Origin of the sequence: Prevotella brunnea (assembly GCF_008016795.1) — a bacterium.
Lineage (GTDB): Bacteria > Bacteroidota > Bacteroidia > Bacteroidales > Bacteroidaceae > Prevotella > Prevotella brunnea.
The window spans coordinates 14563-32021 of record NZ_SDIK01000036.1; the positions used below are offsets into that span (position 1 = coordinate 14563).

A 17459-nucleotide genomic window follows, 5' to 3' on the forward strand; every position below is an offset into this window, starting at 1 on the left:
GCTTTTTTAATTATTTTTAGCAAGCAATTTATTGTATAGCTTTTCATATTGCCGTGCTACTTTTATATGGTCGTGATGTTTCTTAACATAGGCGATACTATCGATTTGGAGCGAGACTATCTCCTCATGAGAATAGGATAAAAGCCGTTCCAAAGCCGCTCGACAACTTTCATAATCTGGTTCTACATTGATGATTGGATGGAGTATCTTCTCATGGATAATCTCATAGTTTTCCGGCTCTCCCCCACCGACACATATTATACCTCTACTCATTGCCTCAAGCGGATTCATTGATGGCGTATAACTGTAAAGCTGATCCATTATGGCATCGCAGCCTTGCATCAAGCCAACGTATTCATTGAAAGGGACACCATTCGCCAGTTTAAGTTCCAACTTGTCAGGATATTGTTTCTGAATATCTTGTGCAGCCTTCAGCATGATATCCGTCCCCTTATATTCCGACCGATGCCTACTGATGCCGATAAAGATTTTCAACTTATCGTTTGCCCGATGAGGGGTAAAGGGCTTATCCGCCGTGTAAATGGGAAATGGGATAAAAGTGGTTTTCCGGGGAAACAGTGGATGATAGCAAACCCAATATTCGTAAAGTCCCGCTACGACTTGATCGCAATCCTCTGCGATAAATTTATTGAGGTTTTCTTTCTCGGTTCCCATCCAATCCTTCCGTTCTTTCACGGCATCGTAGTTAGTGCGCAATCGCTTTCCGATGTTGAAATCGCTGTAACGTAATGGCATAGAACCGGAACAAGTGCTAACCCAATAATAATCCATCCCAAAAGCAGCAAGTACAACGCATTTGTTGTGTTTGCGCAGATACTTATAAATCAGAAATATGTGTTTGGCTTTCAATTCAAAAAACATTGGGTTAATGAGTTGCACAATATCGTAATTCCGAAATCGGGGAAGCAGTTTTAACAACTTGGCAATTAATAAGACGCCACCCAATTTGCCCTCTTTTCTTGAAACATCGATGTCCCGAGGATAGTCCTTCCAAAAGTCCCCATTCGACACGACCATTACTTCATGTCCTAACGTGCGAAGCCCCTCGGCCAATGTCCAATGCACATTGCTAAACTCACCCAGTAAGAGTATTCTCATGACTTCCCCTTCAATAAAATCATCAGCACATCCCTTCCCAACTTGTTGTTTGCCAATTTCCGGAAGATTTTATATTTCCGCGTATAGTCCTTATCAGGTAATGGGAACAGACCGAGCCTTGACAGTTTATCAATCGCCTCGTTTAAGCATTCCTTATCATGAGTAAGAACGATGATGTTATAAATATAATCCATTGTCAATTGTATCACCCTGCGCTGGAGAGCAAGCCTATCGCCACTTGTGAGCAATTCGGAATGAAGATAGAGTTCCCTGATTATCTTTTCTTGGTCTGCCAGTCGTTTTCTTATCCATGTTTCATCTCTCCTATGCATGATGGAATCCGTTCGGATACGATAAAAATAAGCATTGGCATTCGTATCGAAAACCGTTTCGGCACGCAAGAACAGTTTGGGCGTGAACTCCTCATCTTCATGGGTCAGGTTCTTCGTAAACCTCAAACTCAAAAGCAAAGACTTACGGAAAATATACCCACACACCGATGCTCTCAGATTGTTATGACGCATGTACTCTGCGCCTGATACAGGATCGGAATACGAGAATGGAGATTTCTCATTGGCAGTACTTGTTGAGTTGAAAAGCACCATATCCGGACTATTGAAGCGGACAAGGTCGAGACAATTCTCATATTGGCTAATGACAAGGAAATCGTCAGCATCCACGAATTGTATAAACTCCCCTTTCGAAATATCAATGCCTTGATTGCGAGCCATGCTTAATCCCTGAGAATTTTGACGAATGTAGAGAATATCGTTTCTTACATCTCTCAAAGCCTCCAATGGTGATTCATCCGAGCCGTCATCCACGATAATAATCTCGCGTTCATCCCGAGTAAGGGTCAAACTTAAAATGCTTTGAAGACATTCTTGCAGCATCTCAAGTGGCTCATTGTGATAAGTGATGATAAAACTTATTAATGGTTTTTTGATATTCTGTGTATAAACCGATTTAGTCTGCATAAATTCTTTATTCCGATTAAATGAAGCAATTTTAATTTTAGGGTATCGTGATAGGGTAATATAGGGATAATGGGGGCTGAATTGGTGGCTTCAAACACATCAAGTTGAATGTTCAATATATGTGCATAGTAAGTCGCGTCAGTTTTGTTTCCATCCCGAAGATATTGCAGATGTGCCTGCAAAAGGTTATTCAGATCTCTTCCCTTGGCTGTTCCTGTGATACCGTTTGGATTGTAACAATAATAATAGGTTCCAAGCGATGTTGTTGCCACTACTTTGCAACGCTTCAAAAGAAGCGGAAGGGTGAAAACATCTTCAAAGTTTTTGCCTATTGGAAATCTGACTTCAGAAAATAGCTCTCTCTTGTATATTTTATTACAAGCATAAGTATGACAGTAAGCCTTGCTTTCGAGCCAATACACGTCCATGTCTCGATATTCCCTATCCTTTAGCATGAGGTAGGTAGAATGTGGTGAACCGTAACGTTCTTTCACCGAATATTCCAAGAAATCATATTCGGGATGTTTCTCTAAGACAAGCATCAGACGTTCATACAAGTTCTCATCTATGAAATCATCCGAGTCGATAAACGTAACATATTCTCCCTTCGCAAGCTCCAGCCCCACATTCCTCGCAGCCGACAGACCTTGATTGGATTGACTGATAAGAGAAAACCTATCGTCTGATTTCATGAATTGTTTGGCTATCTCTCTCGAATTATCTTTTGACCCATCATCTATCAATATCACTTCATAGTTTTGAAATGATTGCCTTAAAACGCTTTCCAAACATCTTTCCAGCGTTTCTTCAACATTGAATATGGGTATAATAATACTTAGTCTCATGAAATATCTCAGATGCAAAAATAATAAAAACATTTTACTTACGTTAGATTAAAAATGAAAAAAACGGAAAGCTACAATCACATTCTTCGTTACACCGGGCTCTTCGGAGGTGTTCAGGGTTTGAACATTCTCGTAGGAATAGTACGTAACAAGTTAGTAGCCATGATATTGGGACCCAATGGAGTTGGTTTGATATCGCTTTTTAACTCCACCATAAAATTGGTAAGCGATTCTACCAACTTCGGAATATCCATCAGCGCAATCAAAAACATTTCCGAAGACTTGGATTCGGGCAACAAGGAATTGCTCGAAGAGCACATCAAACTGGTACGCAGCTTGAGTTTTGCAGCCGGAATTATGGGAATGATAATTTGCGTTTTGCTCAGTCCTTTTCTAAGCAAGTTTACTTTTTCTTGGGACGGTCATACCTTCCATTTCATATTGCTTTCACCCATCGTGGCTCTATTGGCAATCACCGGAGGAGAGTTAGCCATATTAAAAGGCTTGAGAGAACTAAAATCATTGGCAGTGATTTCCGTTTATAACGTTCTTGGCGCGCTAACCACCACAGTTCCTCTATATTATTTTTTTCACGAGGTCGCCATTGTTCCTTCATTGGTATTGATTGCTTTCATACAGTTGGTTCTAACCATAGGCTATTCCTACCGACTCTATCCCTTAAAGTTACATCTTAAATGGGGATTTATGCGCAAAGGATTTAACATTATCCGGTTAGGACTGGCATTCGTGCTTGCAGGCATCTTCGGATCCGGAGCAGATTTCTTAATTCGCAGTTATATTAATAATGTAGCGAACATTGAAACTGTAGGATTATACAATGCCGGCTACATGATGTCAATGACGTATGTGGGATTAATATTTGCTTCTTTGGAAACAGATTTTTTCCCCAGACTATCTGGTGCGGTAAAGCACACTTTCACTTTTAACAGGATAGTCAGCAGACAAATTGAAGTAACCTTGTTGCTCATCTCGCCACTCTTGGTAGTTTTCTCGCTCTGCCTACCCATACTAATACCACTGTTATATTCGGGCAAGTTCATTCCGACATTGGGAATGGCTCAAGCCATCGTAATTGCTATGTACTTTCGCGCTCTGAAACTTCCCATCCAATACATACCACTGGCAAAAGGCGACTCTATATCTTATCTTCTCTTGGAAACCATATACGATGTTTTGATTGTCGCTTTGGTCATCTTATTCTTCAATCATTATGGATTAGCGGGAACCGGTTGGGGAATTACCGCTGCCGGCATTGTCGATTTCATTATTGTACTCATCTATGCCCGAATAAAATACAAATACAAGCCCGGCAATAACATTCTATTGTATTCGATGGTGCAAATCCCTATCGGCATCTTGGTGTTTTTCTGCACCAAACTGCAAAATGTCATTTTATATTGGGGGGTGGGAATTATGTTAGCACTCATAAGTGGAGCGACAACGATAAGCATCTTGAAAACCAAGACAAGTTTATGGAATTCTTTAACAACAAGAATAAAATCCTATATGAAACATTATGGTGAAAATTAGTGTACTCATAGCAGTTTATAATACCGGGAAATACTTAAGCACATGCCTTAACTCTTTGCTTGGGCAAACATTAAAACAGATTGAAATCATCTGCATAGATGACGCATCTACAGATGATTCCGTTCGAATATTAAAAGATTATGCGGAAAAAGACGAACGCATCAAACTAATTTGCCTATCCGAAAATCAAGGAATAGCTCACGCACGAAACGAAGGTTTGAAAAGGGCAAATGGTGAAATCATCTGTTTCGTGGATAGTGACGACTGGTTAGCAGAGAATGCGCTGGAAAAGATTTGGCGGATATATGAAAAACATCCCTCCACCGATTCTGTTCTCTTCAATGCAATCTACTACTACAACGAAGAACGGCAAGAACAATTCCCTATGGAAACATTCGAGGTGATGAGCGGATATGACGCTTTCGTGGCAAGCCTAACATGGGAAATTCATGGTATTTATGCCGTGCGCAGGGAGATACATCTAAAATATCCATACGACGAAACGTGTAGAACATACAGCGACGAGAATATAACAAGGCTACATTATTTGGCATCTCGAGAAGTAAGATTATCCGATGGGAAATACTATTATCGACAGCATGCTTCATCGGTAACACATTGTATAAATGGAAAGAGATTCGACTACCTGAGAGCAAATGAAAGCATGAAACGACAACTTTTACAATTAAATGTTTCAGAAGACATTATCAACCTATACGAAAACGTTAGATGGAGAATTTTGATTGGAACCTACATGTTCTATTTTGTGCATCGAAACGAACTGCCAAAGCAATCTGCTGCCGAAGGACTAAAACTCATTCACAAAACATGGCACAACATTGAGCAAAAACGATTAGATAAACGGCTCACTCGAAAATTCGGTTATATGCCTTTAAGACTTTCATGGTGGGTTTTCAGATTGCAGGAAGAAATATATTTCACGTTAAGAGGATGGATGGGAAAAAACACACACTAATGTTCATATTTCGCCAAAATGCAGATTAATCCAAATTGGTCATTAAGAAATAAATACAATAAGTTTTTCATACGACAGACATCGCTTTGCGAAAGCTAAGCTTTTGAACAACGAAAGCTAAGCTTTTGAAATGCAAAACATAAGCTTTTAAAATATAGCAGATAAGAACCTGATTATCAAGGCTTTTCATAACTAAAAATTTTCACTCCATCGACTGGTCTATCAGCCCGATTGTTTGACCCTTACCGCGCTCACATCTTTATCCATTCTAAACACTGAAAGGGCAAGAAATATGCACTTGTTCAACTTAGTCATTAGAAACCGATGAAAACAAATGACTAAATCTCTAATGAGCAATTTGGGTTCAATAATGATAACATTGTCACGGAAGGATTATCTGCAAAATACGACAGGACGCATTGCAACAAGTAAACCAATTCTGAGATTTCTGAAGAAGGATCAACGTTGTTGAAAATAATTTAAGTTTATTTTTGGGATATAAATAATTATTTATTACCTTTGCACCAAATTAAAAGACTAGGAAAAAGACAACATATCTTATGGCCAGAATTAAAACTATCGGTATTCTAACATCGGGTGGCGACGCTCCCGGTATGAATGCTGCCATTAGGGCAGTAACACGAGCCGGAATTTTCAATGGTTTTACTATTAAGGCTATCTACAGAGGTTTTGACGGTTTAATTTCCGGACACGTAAAGCCCTTTACAACAGAAAACGTAAGTGGCATTATTGGGCAGGGAGGCACAATACTGAAGACCGCAAGGTCTAAAGCTTTCATGACAGAAGAAGGACGCCAAAAAGCCTATGACAACCTTATTAAAGAAGGTATAGACGCGCTAATTGTAATAGGAGGAAATGGTTCCCTTACCGGAGCAATGACTTTCGCTAAAGAATACGATTTCTGCTGCATTGGTTTACCGGGTACTATCGACAACGACCTGTATGGCACTGATAATACCATCGGATACGATACAACATTGAACACCATCATGGAATGTGTGGATAGAATTCGAGACACCGCGCAAAGCCATGAACGCATATTTTTCATTGAAGTCATGGGACGCGATGCCGGATTTTTGGCTCAGAATTCTGCTATCGCAAGTGGAGCTGAAGCCGCTATCATTCCCGAAGATTCCACGGACGTTGACCAATTGTCCCGATTCATGGAAAGGGGCATCCGGAAATCTAAGAAAAGTTGCATTGTCATTGTTTCTGAAAGTCCGAAATGTGGTGCAATGTATTACTCTGAACGCGTAAAAAACGAGTTTCCTAATTTCGATGTTCGTGTTACTATCTTAGGGCACTTACAGCGTGGAGGACGCCCCTCGGCACGCGACAGAATCATTGCAAGTCGCATGGGGGTTGGAGCAGTGGAAGCACTCATTCAAGGTCAAAGAAACATAATGGTGGGAGTACGGAACAATGAAGTGGTTTACGTTCCTTTATCCGAAGCCATTCGCTCCGATAAACCTTTTGACATGAAGCTGATTAAGGTGTTAGACGAGTTAAGTATATAATCTTACAATTTGATATTAGAAAAATAATAAACAAATAAGCGTATGTCACAAATAAATGGACGTATCTCTCAGATAATCGGTCCTGTTATTGATGTTTACTTTGACGTTCAAGGTGAAGATTCTGAGAAGGTTCTGCCGAAAATACATGAGGCACTTCGTGTTAAACGTCCAAATGGACAAGATCTGATAATTGAAGTTCAACAACATATCGGAGAAGATACCGTTCGCTGTGTTGCCATGGATAACACCGATGGACTGCAACGAGGTTTGGAAGTTGCCATCACGGGAAGCCCTATTGTGATGCCTTCCGGTGAACAGATTAAAGGTAGGATGATGAATGTGGTAGGACAGCCTATTGATGGTATGGAACCATTGAACATGGAAGGGGCTTACCCTATTCATCGCGAAGCACCTAAATTTGATGAGCTTTCCACAAAGAAAGAAATGCTCGCAACCGGAATTAAAGTGATCGACCTATTAGAGCCTTACATGAAAGGTGGAAAAATCGGTTTGTTCGGTGGTGCCGGAGTTGGAAAAACGGTGCTCATCATGGAACTTATCAATAACATTGCCAAAGGACATAACGGATATTCTGTTTTCGCCGGTGTAGGCGAACGAACTCGTGAAGGTAATGACTTGATTCGAGATATGCTTGAATCGGGGGTTATACGCTACGGGGAGAAATTTCGCAAGGCAATGGACGAAGGAAAGTGGGATTTATCTTTAATTGATAAAGAAGAACTGAAGAAATCTCAGGCAACGCTTGTTTATGGTCAGATGAACGAACCTCCCGGGGCTCGTGCTTCAGTCGCGCTATCAGGATTGACCGTCGCAGAGGAATTTCGCGATCATGGTGGCAAGAACGGTGAAGCTGCAGATATCATGTTCTTCATTGATAATATTTTCCGCTTTACGCAAGCCGGCTCTGAGGTATCAGCATTGCTCGGACGTATGCCGTCTGCCGTGGGTTATCAACCTACGCTTGCAAGCGAAATGGGTGCGATGCAGGAACGTATTACATCAACAAAGAAAGGTTCTATCACCTCAGTGCAAGCAGTATATGTTCCCGCAGATGACTTGACCGACCCGGCTCCTGCAACAACATTTACACACTTGGATGCTACCACCGAGCTTAGCCGTAAAATCACGGAATTGGGTATATATCCTGCTGTAGATCCACTGGGCAGTACCTCTCGCATTTTGGATCCGCTGATTGTTGGTAAAGAACATTATGAATGCGCACAACGTGTGAAACAATTGCTACAACACTACAATGAGTTGCAAGATATCATTGCGATTTTGGGTATGGATGAATTGTCCGATGAAGACAAGTTGGTTGTAAACCGCGCTCGCCGAGTTCAACGTTTCTTGTCGCAACCATTCACGGTAGCAGAACAATTTACAGGCGTTCCCGGTGTCATGGTACCAATAGAAGAGACCATCAAGGGATTCAATGCAATATTAAACGGAGAGGTGGACGACCTTCCTGAACAAGCATTCCTCAATGTTGGTACAATAGAGGATGCAAAAGCGAAAGCAAAGAAAATTCTTGAGGCTGCTCAGGGATAATAGGTAACAATAAAATAATTGCTAATGTTATTTCTTAAAATCATATCACCTGAAAGAAATGTCTTCCAAGGAGAAGTTGAGAGCGTGCTCGTTCCGGGAGAAGTGGGAGAATTTGAAATTCTCAAGAACCATGCTCCCATAATTTCCACATTGGTAGAAGGACGTGTCGTCTATTCTGTAGAATCGAAAAAGAAGACATTACATATTCTCGGGGGATTTGTGGAAGTTAAGAAAAACGAGGTTTATCTTTGTGTGGAAATGTAATCTCCACTAAAACCGAGCATGGCATTGGAAACAACAACCGTAGAGAAAATAGCACGCAATTACAATAAGGTAAGTCTTTGGATCATAGTGGGAATATCCTTGACAGGACTTCTCATCTCGCAAGGATTAATGCTCGCAAATACGTCCGCACCTATCATTGTCAGCGCGTTGTTCTCATTGGTTTCATGCGTGGCATATGGAAAGACTTGGAAATATTTTGCAACTAATCACCCTCGGGTATTGGGTAAGTTCTATATGGCAAGCTCAATGCTAAGGATGATATTAGCGGCAATAGTCGTACTCATTGGAGCCGTCATCTATCTGCCAAATCGTGAGAAAGTACTTACTTTTGTGGCGATATTTGTCATATACTATTTGTTGCTTATGATATTTGACTGCATTTATTTTATCAAAGTAGAAAAGAAAAATATAACGATTGAATAAGTAGATATGAAGCATATAAAACAAGTGCTGATCGCAATCCTACTGCTTACGGCATTTCTCCCTGTTCAGGGAAGAGATATGTCAAAGAAAGCCACAGTTGATGTAAAAGAAATCTTGTGGGGACATATCAAGGATTCCTATGAATGGCACATTACGGACTTAGGTACCGAGGACAATCTTACTCCCATCATTATCCATCTTCCTATTATTGTTCATACTACTACCGGGTGGCACGTGTTTAGCAGCTCGGAATTTTCAGAAGAACGCGATAAGAATGGTGATCGTCCAGGTCCTCATAACTTGGTAATAAAAAATGGAGAGGACGCAACCAACCCGAACCTAATTGTCGAAAAGGTTAATGGTAAAGAGCTACGACCAATCGATATTTCAATAACAAAAACAGTATGCACATTGTTCATTGATGCCATTGTACTATTGTTGGTAATTCTCATTCCTGCAAGATGGTGTAAGAAACACAAGCCACAAGACAAAGCACCGAAAGGTTTTACCGGATTGATGCACATGTTTATCATGAGTGTTTACGATGAGGTGTTAAAACCTACTTTGGGTGAAGAAGCACCAAAATACGCTCCATGGCTTCTGACTTGTTTCTTCTTCATCTTTTGCGCAAATTTAATGGGATTAGTACCGTTTCCACCAGGAGGAGGCAACTTGACAGGTAATATAACTTGTACCTTCTTCCTCGGTGTTAGCACATTCTTGATTGTTAATTTCACAGGTTCGAAAGAGTATTGGAAAGAGATTTTATGGCCGGACGTTCCATTATGGATGAAATTTCCAATTCCCTTGATGCCATTTATCGAACTGTTCGGTATATTCACAAAGCCATTGGCACTGATAATCCGATTGTTTGCAAACATGTTCGCGGGACATGCCATCGCTTTGTCATTCTGCGCAATTATGTTTATCATGTTTTCATTTGCAGACAACGCTATCGTTAATTATGCAGCAGGATCGGGTATGTCAGTTATCGCAATATCTTTAAGCGTATTCATGATGTTGCTTGAAATACTTGTGAGCTACATCCAAGCATTAGTGTTCACGATGCTAAGTGCCGTATTTATTTCCCAAGCTCATGTAAAGAAAGAAAAAACAGAATAAGAAACAACATTCATTTTTGAAATAAAATTAATAATAAATTAAATATCTAAGAATTATGTTATCATTATTATTAGCAGACGTTGCTCTCGCAAAGTTAGGTGGTGCCATTGGCGCAGGTTTAGTTGCTATTGGTGCAGGTATCGGAATTGGTCGTATTGGTGGACAGGCTATGGATGCCATGGCTCGTCAGCCTGAGAAAATTGGCGACCTGCGTTCTTCCATGATTATCGCAGCTGCGTTGATTGAAGGTGTGGCTTTCTTGGCAGTTATCGTAGCACTTCTTGCTATTGTGCTCTAATCCAAGGGAAGTGCGTAACGCACTACAAATCCCAGATTTAATTATTAAGAAAGAACAATAACCAGCGTATGGATTTATTAATTCCCAATAGTGGACTACTTTTCTGGATGACTCTCGTCTTCCTTATCGTAGCATTTATCGTTATAAAGTACGGATTTCCCGCTATTATAAATATGGTAAATGAGCGTAAGGCTTATATTGATGAGAGCCTTCTGAAAGCAAAAGAAGCTAATGAAAAGTTGACCAATATAAAAAAAGAAGGTGAATCCGTCATGCAACAAGCGCGTGAACAGCAATCAGCCCTCATAAAAGAAGCTACTGCCACGCGAGATGCCATTGTAGAATCGGCAAAAGAAAAAGCCCATAAAGAAGGCGTACGCATCATAACTGAAGCCAAAACTGAAATCGAGGCTGATAAACAGAATGCATTACGAGATATTCGTGAAAAAGTTGCCGAGCTAAGCGTAAAGGTTGCAGAGAACATCTTGCGCGAAGAACTTTCTACAAATGACAAGCAGATGGAGTTGATTGATCGTTTGCTGGATAATGTTTCTCCTGTGAGCAATATTAGTAAATAAACAGAAATATGGATATAGGTGTAATATCGGTTCGTTATGCTCGTGCATTATTAAAAGGAGCACAGCAGCAAAAGCAGGAAGACTATCTCTATCAAGAAATGCAAACCCTCCTTAAAAGTTATTCTCAGGTTTCACAGTTGCGTTCTACGATAGAAAATCCGATGCTTCCAAAGAACAAAAAACAAGAGCTTATAAGGCAAGCTTGTGGAAATGACAATTCAGAGCTACTGAAGTCGTTCATTTCACTTGTTCTGAAAGAGGGGCGGGAAGATCTCCTGATATTTATAGCGAACTCTTATATCTCACTATATAGAAAACAGAAGAATATTATTCAAGGAAAACTTACAACAGCTGTTCCGGTGACTCCGGCTATCGAGGAAAAAATGAAAAGTTTGGTGCATGCCAATACAGCAGGTACCGTAGAATTTAAAGTTAAAGTTGATCCGGATGTAATAGGAGGCTTTATCCTCGAATACGATACATACAGAATGGATGCCAGTGTGAAGACTAAACTTAATTCAGTACTCGCACAGTTAAAGAAATAAACAAAAATCACATGTCAGATAAAATAAAACCGAGTGAAGTGTCGGAAGTTCTATTAAAGACGCTTCAAGGTATCAATGCTGAAGAAAAGTTCGATGAGGTCGGTACAGTTCTCACTATAAGTGATGGTGTTGCTCGTATTTATGGACTTCGTCATGCTGAGGCTAACGAGCTTTTAGAGTTCGAAAACGGCACGATGGCCATTGTCATGAATCTCGAAGAAGACAATGTTGGATGTATTCTTTTAGGTCCGACAGCCGGCATTAAAGAAGGACAGAGTGTTAAGCGAACACATCGCATTGCCTCAATTCGTGTTAATGACAACTTCCTTGGACGTGTCGTCAATCCACTTGGAGAAGCCATTGACGGAAAAGGAGACATTGACCTAACAGATGCGTTTGAAATGCCATTGGATCGCAAAGCACCGGGTGTTATTTACCGCCAGCCTGTTAAGGAACCTTTGCAAACCGGTCTGAAAGGTGTGGACTCAATGATTCCAATCGGACGAGGACAACGCGAATTAATAATCGGCGACCGTCAAACGGGAAAGACAGCTATTGCCGTTGACACCATTATCAACCAAAAGAGTTTTTACGAGCAAGGAAAACCGGTCTATTGTATTTACGTAGCCATTGGACAAAAAGCTTCCACAGTTGCCAACTTAGTACAAACGCTGAAAGATCATGGTGCACTTCCCTACTCTATCATCGTAAGTGCCACAGCAGCCGACCCGGCCGCAATGCAGTACTACGCTCCTTTTGCCGGTGCAGCCATTGGTGAATATTTCCGAGATAGGGGTCATTCCGCACTTGTTGTATATGATGACTTATCAAAACAAGCCGTTGCTTATCGCGAAGTTTCATTGATTCTTCGCCGTCCATCAGGTCGTGAAGCATATCCCGGAGATGTCTTTTACCTTCACTCGCGTCTGTTGGAGCGTGCCGCACGTATCAATGACCAGCAAGAAATCGCAGAACAAATGAACGATCTTCCCGACTGTTTGCAAGGTCATGTAAAAGGGGGAGGTTCACTTACCGCACTGCCAATCATTGAAACGCAAGCGGGTGATGTATCTGCATATATTCCGACTAACGTTATTTCAATCACTGACGGGCAAATCTATTTGGAAAGTGACTTATTCAACCAAGGATTCAGACCTGCTATTAATGTTGGTATTTCAGTATCTCGTGTTGGAGGTTCAGCACAAGTTAAGAGTATGAAGAAAGTAGCCGGAACACTCAAAATTGATATGGCACAGTACCGTGAATTGGAAGCATTTTCCAAATTCTCATCAGATATGGACAAGGTTACTGCTATGACTTTGGATAGAGGACGAAAGAACAATCAGCTTTTGATACAACCGCAGTACTCACCAATGCACGTTGGCGAGCAAATAGCAATTCTCTACTGTGGTGTCCATGGTCTGATGCATAATGTGCCTGTAGAGAAAGTTCGTGAATGCCAAGATCAATTCTTAGAAAGTATGAGAAATTCTCATAAAGATGTTATTGAAAATTTGGCTTCCGGGAAACTTCTCGAAGAGGATACAAAAATTATTGAAACGGTTATGGAGAATATCTCTGCTCAATATAAATAAGATAAATCTGCAATGCCATCATTAAAAGAAATAAAAAAACGAATTGCCAGCGTCAACAGCACTCGTAAAATCACGAGTGCCATGAAGATGGTGGCATCAAGTAAACTTCATCATGCTCAAGTCGCTATCGAAAACATGCTGCCCTATGAGCGCTTGTTAGAGCATATTCTCAAGTCATTCCTCGTGTCGATGCCGGATATAAAGACCCCATTCAACACTGACAGACCGGTGAAACGCGTAGCTTTGCTTGTTTTCGCTTCGAATAGTTCTTTGTGTGGTGGATTTAACAACAATATCTTACGAATGATGCAAAACACAATAAAAGAATATCAAGATATGGGTATCTCCAAAGATAACATATTGATTTATTCTTTTGGTAGAAAAGTTGCCGAGAAAGCAAAGAAAATGGGTCTTACATCTGCAGGTACTTTTCTTGAATTGGCAGATAAGCCTCATTCTGAAGATTGTTATAAAATTGCGGTTGAGATAGAAAAGTTGTGGTTGGATGGCGAAATAGATAAAGTAGAACTTATCTATCACCATTTCAAGAGCGCAGGAAGTCAAATATTAACTCGTAAAACATATTTACCGATTGACTTGGAGGAAGAGTTGCATTCCGATCATGAACGCGACTTAACCTCAAATATCGCAACGAAGAAAGCACAGGATTATCTGAAGAAACATTCTAAAAACTCTAACAACAAAGAGGATGAAGAAATCCTGCCATTAAACGATAATTTCATAATTGAACCTGACCTAAAGACAGTTTTAACGTCTTTGATCCCTAAATTGCTACATTTATTGATATATACGGCCTTATTGGATAGTAATGCTTCAGAGCACGCAGCGAGAATGGTAGCCATGCAGACAGCTACTGATAATGCAGATGAACTCCTACGTGCGCTCAATCTGCAATACAACAAATCAAGACAGGCAGCAATTACATCTGAATTGCTTGATATTGTTGGCGGAACTGTCAATAATTAAGCTAAAAGAGCAGAAAAGTCTATTATCATCAAAGATTGATAATAGACTTTTCTCTTTTCTGCTGATTAGGAACTAACTAATTAGCTCTTCGGAAAACTCTTCAAACTGAATTTCAGTTGGATGAAACGTTTTTGTAATGTTTCCAAGATTTTATTTGGAGTTAAAAAGAATATTTGTTACTTTTGCACATATTTTAAAAGTTAAAGATGAACACAGATCCAGCTTATCAAAAATTATTAGATTGTGGGATACGTCCCTCCATCCAGCGCATGGAAATCATGCGATATCTTTTAACACACCATACACATCCCACAATAGACGAAGTATATGTGAACTTAAAGAAAAAGATTCCTACAGTAAGCCGCACAACGATTTATAATACCTTGCGTATGTTTTCCGAGAAAGGAGCAGCATTGATGATTACCATTGACGAACATCGAGTATGCTACGATGGAAGCACTCATCCGCACGCGCATTTCTATTGCAAACGATGTGGCAGAGTATTTGATTTCCATGATGTAATACCGCCAACTATCGATAGTCAAGCTATGAAAGATTTTGTGGTGGATGACATTCAATTATATTATAAAGGAATCTGTCCCGAATGTCAAAAAGCATACAAACAAGAAATCTCATAATTGCGCCAAGAGCAAAGTAAAAAGATAAAAACAAACCTCACTGCTATTGTATCAAAACAAGCACAGTGAGGTTTTATTATTGTAAAATCACTTTACATCAATCAGCTAAAGGAACTGCAAAATAGCCTTTCTTTCCGGTAGGATAAATACCTTGGATATAAAGCACGGGTTCTTTACTTACTGAAGCCGCCTTTACCTCCTGTTGCAAATTATCTATACTCTTGATTATCGAATCATTGACTTTCTGAATGATAAATCCTCGACCAATGCCGGAATTTTTCATTACTCCACTGTTTACCTTAATAACTTCAAGTCCATAGGTAATATTCAGTTGTTTCTTTTGACTATCGGTAATAGGACGGAATTGTCCACCCAAAATATCAATATCCGCTTGTTCGATGGGTTTAACTGTTCCTTGTGCATTTTTCAGTGTGATACTCTTCGTTATTTCTTTTTTGTTGCGAAGGAAGGTGATTGAAGCTTTATCTCCCGGTCGCTTACTGTTTAGCAATTGTTGTAGTTCCGACATCTTGGAAACTTTATTACCATCAATTTTTATAATGACATCATTGGAACGCAAATCAATATCTTTTGCATTACCATCTTCTTGAACCTCGGCAACATAAACACCTTCATTCGTTCCCAAGTCCACCTCTTTACCCTTTTCTTTCTGTTCATTAATGTAATTAATTACATCCCCACCTTGGATTCCTAAAATTACGCGCTGAACACTACCATATTTTTTTATGTCATCCACAACCTTCGTTACAATCGCGGTAGGAATGGCAAAGCCATAACCCGAGTAGGAACCGGTCTGCGAATAAAGCATGGCATTAATGCCCACAAGCTCTCCCTGTGCATTTACCAACGCACCTCCTGAATTACCTTGATTGATGGCAGCATCAGTCTGAATGAAACTCTCTATCCCGTTAGGCGTTGCCCCCAAACCACGTGCTTTGGCACTAACGATTCCGGCAGTTACCGTACTATTAAGATTATAGGGATTGCCCACAGCAATGACCCATTCTCCAACCTTCAGTTTGTCTGAATCACCAATAGGGAGTGTGGGAAGATTCTTTCCATTTATCTTAAGCAATGCCAAATCTGTGCTTTTGTCAGTGCCTACGATGCGAGCCGAAAACTCACGATTATCATTCAGGGTTACAGTCAGTTCATCCGCACCATCAACCACATGATTATTTGTTACGATGTAACCATCCGTCGATATGATAACCCCGGAGCCTGTAGCCATCCGCTTGGGTGTTTGGACTTGCTGCCTGCGAGAACCATTACCACCGGGATTGCCAAACCCAAAGAAATCGAAAAAGTCTCCAAAGGGATTGTCCGGTACTTCCACCGTCCTAATTTTTGAATTTTGTACATACTTTATATGAACCACAGCCGGCAAAGCCTTATCTGCCGCATAAGTCAAATCTACCGGCTGACCGGGAGCTGCAACTGATGCCTGTGCGCCATACACCTTAATAAAAGCCCCCGTGGAGAATGCCAATGCAAGTACACAGGAAGCACCAACTAAAAACTTTCCTAATTTTCTCATAACTTTCAATTATTAATTTTTATCTTTATGACTCTACGTGTATTATAGAAATGATTATCGTCTTAAAACCATTGCAAATATAGACCCAAAAAATGTAAAACTGAAATCTTGTCATACTTCTTTATTCGATTTTAACAATTTAATTTGCTACTTAACTGCTCTTAATTTGTTTACAACCAAATTTTACATTCATTCAACATGAAAACAAGGCAAATCATTCAAAGATATCGCATGTACGTAGAGGAACCGGATATTAATACGCCAAAGAAAAAGAAGCGCAAAGTGCAAAAACGTTATTGCGAATAATTGCCTTGAACAAACAAAGATAAATTGAAAATCGATTTGTTCAAAAACTAACAAATAAAGGGAGGAATAAACGAAGAAAAAGTTAATAACATTATTTAACTATCAATGCTCAATCGTTATTACTCTGATTATCAATAAATTACCGAAATGTTACAAATACAATCAAAAAAAAAACGTAAAAAGTATATGTCATATCAAAAAAATACTTACCTTTGCAGTGTTTTAATAAACAAATGATTGTTTTACAGATTTAAAAAAGCAAAGAAAATGAAGAAAGTAATTTTAATGTTCGTAGCTGTAGCAGCTATTTCATTCGCTTCTTGTGGTAACAATGCTAAACCAGCTGCTGACGCTGATTCATTGGCAAACGACACAGTAGAAAATGTTGATTCAATGGATTCTACCACTACACAGGCTGACTCTGTTGCTACTCCGGCTGATTCTACTGTTGCTGAATAATCGAAGCAACTCGAACAGAGTAAAGAAATTTATTAAAGAGAAGAATATTTATTATTCTTCTCTTTTTTTGTGCCTATGAAAATCGCTCCT

The 17459-nt window shown here is 39.9% G+C and carries 18 protein-coding genes; 14 read left to right on the top strand and 4 right to left on the bottom strand.

Annotated features, from left to right (window positions below; all coding sequences use genetic code 11):
- Positions 1-6: 6 nt before the first annotated feature.
- The 3 genes from ETF27_RS05445 to ETF27_RS05455 are packed head-to-tail and all read right to left on the bottom strand — an operon-like array spanning position 7 to position 2941.
- Positions 7-1119, bottom strand: coding sequence for a glycosyltransferase family protein (locus tag ETF27_RS05445; protein ID WP_130829183.1), 1113 nt, complete (start codon positions 1117-1119; stop codon positions 7-9).
- On the bottom strand, positions 1116-2096 hold the full coding sequence (locus ETF27_RS05450) for a glycosyltransferase family 2 protein (protein ID WP_130829186.1): 981 nt from the start codon (positions 2094-2096) through the stop codon (positions 1116-1118). The genes ETF27_RS05445 and ETF27_RS05450 overlap by 4 nt, the downstream gene beginning before the upstream one ends.
- The gene (locus ETF27_RS05455; protein ID WP_130829188.1) at positions 2051-2941 is read right to left on the bottom strand and encodes a glycosyltransferase family 2 protein; all 891 of its coding nucleotides are present in this window, start codon (positions 2939-2941) and stop codon (positions 2051-2053) included. The genes ETF27_RS05450 and ETF27_RS05455 overlap by 46 nt, the downstream gene beginning before the upstream one ends.
- Before the next feature lie 54 nt (positions 2942-2995).
- Between ETF27_RS05455 and ETF27_RS05460 the strand changes: the two genes are divergently transcribed.
- The 13 genes from ETF27_RS05460 to ETF27_RS05520 all read left to right on the top strand — a co-directional run bounded on the left by ETF27_RS05460 (position 2996) and on the right by ETF27_RS05520 (position 15046).
- The gene (locus ETF27_RS05460) at positions 2996-4492 is read left to right on the top strand and encodes an oligosaccharide flippase family protein (protein WP_130829190.1); all 1497 of its coding nucleotides are present in this window, start codon (positions 2996-2998) and stop codon (positions 4490-4492) included.
- Positions 4479-5468 (top strand): glycosyltransferase family 2 protein, encoded by a 990-nt coding sequence (locus ETF27_RS05465; protein ID WP_130829192.1) that lies wholly within the window; start codon positions 4479-4481, stop codon positions 5466-5468. Before ETF27_RS05460 ends, ETF27_RS05465 begins: the two co-directional genes overlap by 14 nt.
- A 560-nt stretch (positions 5469-6028) precedes the next feature.
- Positions 6029-7006, top strand: a complete 978-nt coding sequence (gene pfkA / locus ETF27_RS05470) for a 6-phosphofructokinase (RefSeq protein ID WP_130829194.1) — start codon at positions 6029-6031, stop codon at positions 7004-7006.
- Between the two features lie 42 nt (positions 7007-7048).
- A complete protein-coding gene (gene atpD, locus ETF27_RS05475) occupies positions 7049-8575 on the top strand; it encodes a F0F1 ATP synthase subunit beta (RefSeq protein ID WP_130829196.1) in 1527 nt (508 codons plus the stop codon).
- A gap of 24 nt (positions 8576-8599) precedes the next feature.
- Entirely contained in the window at positions 8600-8839 is a 240-nt protein-coding gene (gene atpC, locus ETF27_RS05480; RefSeq protein WP_130829198.1) for an ATP synthase F1 subunit epsilon, read from the top strand.
- Positions 8840-8857: 18 nt separating this feature from the next.
- The gene (locus ETF27_RS05485) at positions 8858-9283 is read left to right on the top strand and encodes a hypothetical protein (protein ID WP_130829200.1); all 426 of its coding nucleotides are present in this window, start codon (positions 8858-8860) and stop codon (positions 9281-9283) included.
- Between the two features lie 6 nt (positions 9284-9289).
- The gene (gene atpB, locus ETF27_RS05490; RefSeq protein ID WP_130829202.1) at positions 9290-10405 is read left to right on the top strand and encodes a F0F1 ATP synthase subunit A; all 1116 of its coding nucleotides are present in this window, start codon (positions 9290-9292) and stop codon (positions 10403-10405) included.
- 55 nt (positions 10406-10460) lie between these two features.
- Entirely contained in the window at positions 10461-10703 is a 243-nt protein-coding gene (gene atpE, locus ETF27_RS05495) for an ATP synthase F0 subunit C (RefSeq protein ID WP_130829205.1), read from the top strand.
- 68 nt (positions 10704-10771) lie between these two features.
- Positions 10772-11281 carry a F0F1 ATP synthase subunit B gene (gene atpF, locus ETF27_RS05500; RefSeq protein ID WP_130829207.1) on the top strand — a complete coding sequence of 170 codons (510 nt, stop codon included), beginning with the start codon at positions 10772-10774 and terminating at the stop codon, positions 11279-11281.
- Between the two features lie 8 nt (positions 11282-11289).
- On the top strand, positions 11290-11826 hold the full coding sequence (locus ETF27_RS05505) for a F0F1 ATP synthase subunit delta (RefSeq protein WP_130829209.1): 537 nt from the start codon (positions 11290-11292) through the stop codon (positions 11824-11826).
- Between the two features lie 11 nt (positions 11827-11837).
- Positions 11838-13421 (top strand): F0F1 ATP synthase subunit alpha, encoded by a 1584-nt coding sequence (gene atpA / locus ETF27_RS05510; protein ID WP_130829211.1) that lies wholly within the window; start codon positions 11838-11840, stop codon positions 13419-13421.
- A gap of 12 nt (positions 13422-13433) precedes the next feature.
- Entirely contained in the window at positions 13434-14408 is a 975-nt protein-coding gene (locus tag ETF27_RS05515; RefSeq protein WP_130829214.1) for a F0F1 ATP synthase subunit gamma, read from the top strand.
- Positions 14409-14614: 206 nt separating this feature from the next.
- Entirely contained in the window at positions 14615-15046 is a 432-nt protein-coding gene (locus ETF27_RS05520; RefSeq protein ID WP_130829216.1) for a Fur family transcriptional regulator, read from the top strand.
- A 97-nt stretch (positions 15047-15143) separates the two neighbouring features.
- On the opposite strand, the gene ETF27_RS05525 is transcribed toward ETF27_RS05520, so the two are convergent.
- Positions 15144-16604 carry a S1C family serine protease gene (locus ETF27_RS05525; RefSeq protein WP_130829218.1) on the bottom strand — a complete coding sequence of 487 codons (1461 nt, stop codon included), beginning with the start codon at positions 16602-16604 and terminating at the stop codon, positions 15144-15146.
- 573 nt (positions 16605-17177) lie between these two features.
- Between ETF27_RS05525 and ETF27_RS05530 the strand changes: the two genes are divergently transcribed.
- A complete protein-coding gene (locus ETF27_RS05530; protein ID WP_130829220.1) occupies positions 17178-17369 on the top strand; it encodes a PG1828 family lipoprotein in 192 nt (63 codons plus the stop codon).
- The last annotated feature ends 90 nt before the right edge of the window (positions 17370-17459 follow it).

Excerpts from the sequence above, each read along its gene's own strand:
- ETF27_RS05445 (WP_130829183.1), bottom strand. The coding sequence starts at position 1,119 with ATGAGAATACTCTTACTGGGTGAGTTTAGCAATGTGCATTGGACATTG.
- ETF27_RS05450 (WP_130829186.1), bottom strand. The coding sequence starts at position 2,096 with ATGCAGACTAAATCGGTTTATACACAGAATATCAAAAAACCATTAATA.
- ETF27_RS05455 (WP_130829188.1), bottom strand. The coding sequence starts at position 2,941 with ATGAGACTAAGTATTATTATACCCATATTCAATGTTGAAGAAACGCTG.
- ETF27_RS05460 (WP_130829190.1), top strand. The coding sequence starts at position 2,996 with ATGAAAAAAACGGAAAGCTACAATCACATTCTTCGTTACACCGGGCTC.
- ETF27_RS05465 (WP_130829192.1), top strand. The coding sequence starts at position 4,479 with ATGGTGAAAATTAGTGTACTCATAGCAGTTTATAATACCGGGAAATAC.
- pfkA (WP_130829194.1), top strand. The coding sequence starts at position 6,029 with ATGGCCAGAATTAAAACTATCGGTATTCTAACATCGGGTGGCGACGCT.
- atpD (WP_130829196.1), top strand. The coding sequence starts at position 7,049 with ATGTCACAAATAAATGGACGTATCTCTCAGATAATCGGTCCTGTTATT.
- atpC (WP_130829198.1), top strand. The coding sequence starts at position 8,600 with ATGTTATTTCTTAAAATCATATCACCTGAAAGAAATGTCTTCCAAGGA.
- ETF27_RS05485 (WP_130829200.1), top strand. The coding sequence starts at position 8,858 with ATGGCATTGGAAACAACAACCGTAGAGAAAATAGCACGCAATTACAAT.
- atpB (WP_130829202.1), top strand. The coding sequence starts at position 9,290 with ATGAAGCATATAAAACAAGTGCTGATCGCAATCCTACTGCTTACGGCA.
- atpE (WP_130829205.1), top strand. The coding sequence starts at position 10,461 with ATGTTATCATTATTATTAGCAGACGTTGCTCTCGCAAAGTTAGGTGGT.
- atpF (WP_130829207.1), top strand. The coding sequence starts at position 10,772 with ATGGATTTATTAATTCCCAATAGTGGACTACTTTTCTGGATGACTCTC.
- ETF27_RS05505 (WP_130829209.1), top strand. The coding sequence starts at position 11,290 with ATGGATATAGGTGTAATATCGGTTCGTTATGCTCGTGCATTATTAAAA.
- atpA (WP_130829211.1), top strand. The coding sequence starts at position 11,838 with ATGTCAGATAAAATAAAACCGAGTGAAGTGTCGGAAGTTCTATTAAAG.
- ETF27_RS05515 (WP_130829214.1), top strand. The coding sequence starts at position 13,434 with ATGCCATCATTAAAAGAAATAAAAAAACGAATTGCCAGCGTCAACAGC.
- ETF27_RS05520 (WP_130829216.1), top strand. The coding sequence starts at position 14,615 with ATGAACACAGATCCAGCTTATCAAAAATTATTAGATTGTGGGATACGT.
- ETF27_RS05525 (WP_130829218.1), bottom strand. The coding sequence starts at position 16,604 with ATGAGAAAATTAGGAAAGTTTTTAGTTGGTGCTTCCTGTGTACTTGCA.
- ETF27_RS05530 (WP_130829220.1), top strand. The coding sequence starts at position 17,178 with ATGAAGAAAGTAATTTTAATGTTCGTAGCTGTAGCAGCTATTTCATTC.